Raw genomic sequence first — 6,650 nt, forward strand, 5'->3', positions numbered from 1 at the left:
CGCCGTACCTGCGCGCGTTCGAACGCGCGGCCGAGCGCCTCGCGGCCGGCGAGCCGCTCGACGAGGTGTGCTGGAACTTCCTCGCGCTCGACGCGGCCGCGCGCTGCTTCCTGCTCGACGCGCACGGCCGCCAGTCGGGCCGCAACGTCGTGCTGCGCGCCGACCGCGCGCTCGCCGAGGCACGCTTTTCGCCGCTGGCGGACGCACAGGGCGCGAACTGGCTGCGCCGGCCGTATTTCCGCTCGGCGATCGCCGAGCCGGGGCGGGTGCAGGTCACGCGGCCGTATCTGTCGATCAACGAGGCGCAGCCGTGCGTGACGCTGTCGGTGGCCGTGCGCGTCGGCGATACGCAGCGCGTGCTGTGCGGCGATATCGACTGGGCCGACGACGAAGCGGACGCCGGCTAGCGACGCGCGCACCGCAGGCGGCGAGCAGGGCGATCCGGGCCGGCGCGGGCGGCCCGTTGCGCTCGCCCCGCGCTTCCCCGACAATGGCGCGACCGCGGCCATCGTGACCGCGGGCGCGCCGTCCCGGGGGCCACCATGGCGGCGAATAACAAGGAAAACACAATGAAAAGACCGATTTCGCTGACCATTCTCGCGTGGATCATCATCGTGACCAACGCGATCACGTGCATCTATACGCCATTCACGATCGGCATGCCGACCACCCAGGCGCTGCTGTCGCACTACCTGCTGCCCGTCTGGGCGACGCTCGGCATCAGCGTGCTCATCGAAGCCGTGAACGTCGTGATCGGCATCGCGATCCTCAAGGGCCGCGAATGGTCGCGCAAGGCCTACATCGTGACGGCCGTGTTCGGTTTCGCGTTCTCGTTCGTCAACATGCCGGCGTCGATGTTCGCGGTGCTGATCCCCGGCTTCCTGCTGTTCGCCCTGTTCGTCTACCTGCTGTTCCGGCGCCCCGCGACCGCGTATTTCCGTCAGGCGAGCGCATGAGCGTCGTGCGCAACGCGCTCGCGATCGTGCTGTTCGCGATCGCGGGCATGTGCGTGATCACCGCGCAGATGATGGCGTTCATGAAGCTCGGCCATACGCGCGCGATGCTCGTGTTCGTCGCGGTGTTGTTCGTGCTGTCGGCCGTGTTCCTGGCCGTGGGCGCCTTCGCCGGCGCGTTCCGGCCGCGCGCGCGTGGCGCGGGCATCGCACTGCTCGTCGCGTCCGCGACCACCGCGTTCGGGATGATCGGCTGGGTGACGCTCCTGCTGGCGCCGGGGATCGTCGACGTGATGCAGCAGCAGGGCGTCGACGTGAATGCGCGGATGTTCCGATTCGCGCCCGGCGCCGTGGTGACCGGCCTGTCCGCGCTCGTCGGCGTGTGGCTCGCGCGGCGCGGCTGACGGTGGGACTCGCGACGGGGCTGACGGGGCGCCGCTGACGGCGGGGCGCCCGTCACGCTGGCGCCCGTCGCGCGGCTCGGCTAGGATGCGCGAATTGTCCTGACGATTCGCGGGCCGCCCATGAGCCGAAACGCCGCTTCTTCCATTCTCCTCGAAGTGATCGCCACGACCGTCGGCGACGCGAAGGCCGCCGCCCGCGCGGGCGCCGACCGCCTCGAACTCGTGACCGCAATCACCGAAGGCGGGCTGACGCCGAGCGTCGGCCTGATCGAAGCCGTCGTGGCCGCCGTGCCGATTCCCGTCAACGTGATCGTGCGGCCGCACAGCCGGTCGTTCGTCTATGACGCCGACGACCTGCGCGTGATCGAGCGCGACGTGCGCGCGGCCGTCGCGGCCGGTGCGAACGGCGTCGTGTTCGGCGCGCTCGACGCGCGCGGCGACGTCGATCTGGGCGCGCTGGCCCGCATCGCGGCCGCGGCGGACGGCCGCGCGCTGACGTTCCACCGCGCGTTCGACGTGTCGCGCGATCTCAACGCCGCGTTCGACGCGCTGCTGGGCGTGCCGACCGTCACGTCGGTGCTGACGTCGGGCGGCCATCCGTCGGTGCTCGACGCGGTCGCGACGATCACGCGGCTGGTGCGGCAGACGGCAGGCTCGACCTGCACGGTGCTGGCCGGCTCGGGGCTCACGGTCGATGCGGTCGGCGATTTCGTCCGCGCGACCGGCGTGCGCGCGGTGCATTTCGGCTCGGGCGTGCGGCCGCGCGGCGAGGTGCTGGCACCGGTCGACGAACTGCTCGTCGCGAAGGTGCGCGCGACCATCGACGGGGCCGCGTCGCACGTGTGAGGCGCGCGGCTGCCACGGCGCGACGAATCACGCCAGCGCGCGGCAGACGATCGCGCGGCACGCGGCGGCACGCGTACCCCGTCACGTATTGCGCACGAACCAGGTACGTTTCGCGGTGCCCAGCAGCGCGCGATAGACGGCCCACGACACGACGAACGTCGCGGGCGCCGACAGCGACGCGGCGAACCCCGTCGCCTGGTTTAGCGCGAGTCCCGTGAACGCGCCGGCGAACCATGCGGTCAGCCCGCCCGGATTGAAGGTCGGCACATGGGCGTCGCGGCATTCGACGTCGTCGCCGACGAGTTGCCCGTACCGGCCGGACAGGATGTGCGCGAGCGCGACGCCGACCCACGCGACGACGAAGATGCCCTGGTACGCGAGCGCCTGCAGGATTCGCGAGAAGATGTCCGCCATCATCAGCGCATAGACGACCGCGCCGACCACGAGTGCCCACACGAACTTCGGCGCGCGCACGCCGGCCACCTTCAGGAAGAACGCCTGCATGTTGACGGTCGCGAGGTAGTAGTTCGCGGTGTTGATGCGGGATTGCGTGACCCACACGAACAGCAATCCCCACACCCCCATCAGCTTCAGCAGCGCGAGCACGACCGATACTTCGGAAAGCGTACCGAGCCCCGGAATCGTGCTGACGAGATAGATGCCGGCCGCGCCGTTGACGAGAAACGTGACGAGGTAAAACGGCATCCCGAAGTTGAAGCGGCCGTGATAACCCGCGTCTTCCTTGCGGCCGAAGCGCGCGTAGTCGAACGTGAACATCATCAGCACCCACACGCCCATGTAGTAAACGAAGCAGTGCCACCAGCCGCCGGCAGGCGCGTTGCCGGCCGGCCCGAAATCGAGCCACGCCGCGTTGTAGCCGTATTCGGCCGTCGCGAGCCCGACCGCCGCGAGGAGCCCGAGCAGGTAGAACGGCAGCAGCACGCCGTTGAACTTGTCGAGCCAGTGCTGCACGCTGCCGAACACGAGCGGCACGCTGTAGCAGACGACGAGCAGCGCGGCCCATTTGTAGTCGAGCGCCGGAAACTGGTGGTGCGCGGCAACCGCGATCACCGAGCCCTCGAACACCGCGTAGTAGATCGCGGTCGCGAAGAAGATCAGTGTCGCGAGCGCCGCGCCGGCGCTGCCGAACAGCACGCGCGAGAACAGCGCGACCGAGAGTCCCGTGCGGATCGCATAGCGGCTGATGATCGTGTTGACGAGGCCGTACGACACGACCGACAGCGCCATCCCGATCAGCGCGTTGCGCGCGCCATAGGTGAGCGCGAGCGTGGCGCCCACGACGATGTAGAACACCGCGCTGCACACGGCCCACCACGCCATCGTCAGCGAGAAGGGCGGCATGCGCGCGTGGTCGGGGACGGCGAGCGTCGACAGGTCGAGATCCTCGTCGGTACGGGCCTGAGCCAGGTTGGCCATGATCGTGCTCCTTGATGCGCAGAAGTTGCGAACGACGTCTCGGCCGCGGCACAGGCGATCCGCAGGGTTGCCCCGACGTCGGGCGGGCAACCGGTTCGGCAGGAACAGCGCGCAGGCGTCCCCGCCGCGCGGCGCTCGGCCGGGCGGGCGGAAGACGGACAGCGAAAAGGGGGCGGCGACGAACGGCGCCCGGCACGCGAACCGGGCGCCCGGTGCTCAGTCCCGCAGCACGGCGCGCAGCAGCGCGAGGCGCCGCTGGTACTCGCGGCGCGCGGCGAGCGCGTCGGCCATCGTCACGCGCACGAAGCGCGCGCGGTGGTTGGGCTGCATCTGGCCGATCAGGTCCATGTCGGCGCTGATGACCGTGCCGATCGTCGCGTAGCCGCCGCCCGACACCGCGTCGCGGTGCAGGATGATCGGCTCGAGCCCGGCCGGCACCTGGATCGAGCCGATCGGGTAGCACGCGTCGACGATGTTCGACGGATCGGCGCCCGCGCCGAATGGCTGCTCGCGCGGCCGGAACTGCAGCGCGCGGCCGTTCTTGTAGCGATAGCCGATGCGATCGGCTTCGGGCGCGACCGTCCATTCGTCGTCGAAGAAGGTGCGCGCCGAATCGTCGGTGAGCCGGTAGTGGTACAGGCCCGTCAGGACCCGCAGCTCGACCTGGTTGTCGAGCGGCCGGCTCACGGCCGCCGGCAGCTCGCGCCCTTCGCGAGGTGTGCCGACGGGGGCGCCCAGCGGCAACCGGTCGCCTTTCTGCAGGCGCCGGCCCGCGTGGCCGCCGATCGCGCCGAGCGCGTAAGTCGAGCGGCTGCCGAGCACGACCGGCACGTCGATGCCGCCCGCGACGGCGAGATACGCGCGTGCGCCCGCCTTCACGTAATTGAACGACAGCACGCTGCCTGCGCCGATCCGCAGCGCGACGTTGCAGCGCTGGCCGATGCCGTCGATCTTCGGCGTCATCTCGGCGCCGGTGACGGCGATCAGCGCATCCGTATGGAACAGCAGCTCGGGGCCGAGCAGCGTGCATTCGAGTACGGCGGCTTCTTCGGGATTGCCGACCAGCAGATTCGCCGCGCGCGATGCGTACTGGTCGAGCGAGCCCGACGGCGGGATGCCGACGTGGTAGTAGCCTTGCCGGCCCATGTCCTGGACCGACGTCGCGAGGCCGGGTTTCACGACCTCGATCAGGTTGTGCGTGTCAGCTTGCATGCAGCACCTCGACGAGAGAGCGGTTGTACGCATCGGGATCGCGCAGGAATGCGTCGAGCGAAAATTTCACCGGGCGCACGCGCAGGGAAAAGGTGCCGGCCTCGACGTCGGCCACCGCGGCGTCGTAGGTCACGCGATCGATCGGCTGGAATTTCACGATGTCGCCGGGCCGGAAGAACACCATGAACTCGCGCAGGTAGTCGAGCCGCTGCGCGGGGTCGAAGATCGGCGCCGGCGTCACGCCGAACATCTGGTAGCCGCCCGCGCCGCGTACCGAGTAGATGCAGCCGAAACAGCCGCCGTGGCCCACGGTGAGCTTCGGCGTGTCGGTGCGCGGCCGCAGGTATTTCGGCACTTCGAGCTGGCGTTCGCGCTCGACCATCTGGTACATGAACGGCAGGCCCGCGACGAAGCCGACCATCGACACGAACCATGGCGACCCCGAGTGCGCGGCGATGAAGGCATCGACGTCGCGCTTGCCGTTGATGCGCGCCGCGTATTCGAGATCGGTCGACGACGGATCCTGGTGGCGTTCGCGAAACCGCATCAGCGTCTCGTGCGTCCATGGGTCGTTGTACAGCACCGGCACCTCGACGATGCGCGTATCGAGTTCGAGTGGCGCGTCGCCGACTTCGGCCTCGATCGTCTTCAACAGCGCGACAAGCGCATCGGGCTCGATCACGTCCGGGTCGTAGCGCACCTGGTAGGACGCATTCGCCGGACAGATCTCGGTGATGCCCGGCACCGCGCGGCGCTGCAGTTCGCGCGTGATCGCCGTGCCCTTGAAGAATGCGTCGAGCGACATCGATTCGCTGATTTCGACGAACACGAATTCGTCGCCGCCGAAGGTATAACGGGTCGTCACATCGCCTCCCCGACGCGCACGGCGTCTGCATGTTCGGCTGCGTGTTGCTGCGTGGCGGCTGTTGCGGCCTCACGCCATTGCGGCATCCACGCTTCGAGGAAATTCGTGTGATAGTGCCCGGCGCGTACGTCGTCGTCGGCGAGCAGCGCGACGTGCAGCGGCGCGGTCGTCTTCAGGCCGCCGACGTGCAGCTCGCCCAGCGCGCGGGCCAGGCGCTGCAGCGCGGCCGCACGGCTCTCGTCGTGCACGATCAGCTTCGCGAGCAGCGAATCGTAGAACGGCGGCACGACGTAGCCCGGATAGAGCAGCGAATCGACGCGCACGCCGGGGCCGGTCGGCCACACCAGTGTGTCGATCCGGCCGGGGCTCGGGCGGAAATCCTGCAACGGATCTTCCGCGTTGATCCGGCATTCGAGCGCCGCGCCGCGCATCGCGATGTCCTGCTGCGCGAAGCGCAGCGGCTCGCCGTCGGCGATGCGCAGCGTCTCGCGCACGAGATCGATGCCGGTGATCGCCTCGGTCACCGGATGCTCGACCTGGATGCGCGTGTTCATCTCGATGAAGTAGAACTCGCCGCGCGCGTCATCGAACAGGTATTCGAGCGTGCCCGCGCTGCGATAGCCGACCGCCTGCGCGAGCCGCGTGGCCGACGCGCACAGTGCGTCGCGCTGCGCGGGCGTGAGCGAAGGCGACGGCGCTTCCTCGAGGATTTTCTGGCGCCGCCGCTGCAGCGAGCATTCGCGCTCGAACAGGTGGACGACGTGACGGCCGTCGCCGAGCACCTGCACCTCGATGTGGCGCGCCCGCGCGATGAAGCGTTCGAGGTACACGCCGCCGTCGCCGAACGCCGCCTGCGCCTCGCGCTGCGCGAGCGGCAGCTCGGCGTCGAGCTGCGCGGCGTCATGCGCGACGCGGATGCCGCGCCCGCCGCCG

At 69.6% G+C, this 6,650-nt stretch carries 6 protein-coding genes and 2 pseudogenes; 4 read left to right on the forward strand and 4 right to left on the reverse strand.

Translation table 11 applies throughout. From position 1 onward, the window contains the following. From DPV74_RS37825 to DPV74_RS37840, 4 genes and pseudogenes are all read left to right on the forward strand, one after another. A pseudogene (locus DPV74_RS37825) lies at window positions 1-407 on the forward strand (EAL domain-containing protein); the annotation flags it as partial. Between the two features lie 162 nt (window positions 408-569). Continuing rightward, window positions 570-956, forward strand: a complete 387-nt coding sequence (locus DPV74_RS37830; RefSeq protein WP_027788988.1) for a hypothetical protein — start codon at window positions 570-572, stop codon at window positions 954-956. Next, window positions 953-1,357, forward strand: coding sequence for a hypothetical protein (locus DPV74_RS37835; RefSeq protein ID WP_059695293.1), 405 nt, complete (start codon window positions 953-955; stop codon window positions 1,355-1,357). The genes DPV74_RS37830 and DPV74_RS37835 overlap by 4 nt, the downstream gene beginning before the upstream one ends. Before the next feature lie 120 nt (window positions 1,358-1,477). Next, window positions 1,478-2,203, forward strand: a complete 726-nt coding sequence (locus DPV74_RS37840; protein ID WP_119339046.1) for a copper homeostasis protein CutC — start codon at window positions 1,478-1,480, stop codon at window positions 2,201-2,203. Window positions 2,204-2,284: 81 nt separating this feature from the next. On the opposite strand, the gene DPV74_RS37845 is transcribed toward DPV74_RS37840, so the two are convergent. The 4 genes and pseudogenes from DPV74_RS37845 to DPV74_RS37860 form a co-directional block, all read right to left on the reverse strand. Beyond that, window positions 2,285-3,640, reverse strand: coding sequence for a cytosine permease (locus DPV74_RS37845; RefSeq protein WP_027788990.1), 1,356 nt, complete (start codon window positions 3,638-3,640; stop codon window positions 2,285-2,287). 216 nt (window positions 3,641-3,856) lie between these two features. Beyond that, entirely contained in the window at window positions 3,857-4,852 is a 996-nt protein-coding gene (locus tag DPV74_RS37850) for a biotin-dependent carboxyltransferase family protein (protein WP_119339047.1), read from the reverse strand. After that, a complete protein-coding gene (locus tag DPV74_RS37855; protein WP_027788991.1) occupies window positions 4,842-5,717 on the reverse strand; it encodes an allophanate hydrolase subunit 1 in 876 nt (291 codons plus the stop codon). Before DPV74_RS37855 ends, DPV74_RS37850 begins: the two co-directional genes overlap by 11 nt. Continuing rightward, window positions 5,714-6,650: pseudogene (locus tag DPV74_RS37860) on the reverse strand (acetyl-CoA carboxylase biotin carboxylase subunit); the annotation flags it as partial. The pseudogene DPV74_RS37860 and the gene DPV74_RS37855, both read right to left, overlap by 4 nt.

It is taken from the genome of Burkholderia sp. HAN2018 (assembly GCF_024704855.1).
GTDB classification, from domain to species: domain Bacteria; phylum Pseudomonadota; class Gammaproteobacteria; order Burkholderiales; family Burkholderiaceae; genus Burkholderia; species Burkholderia cepacia.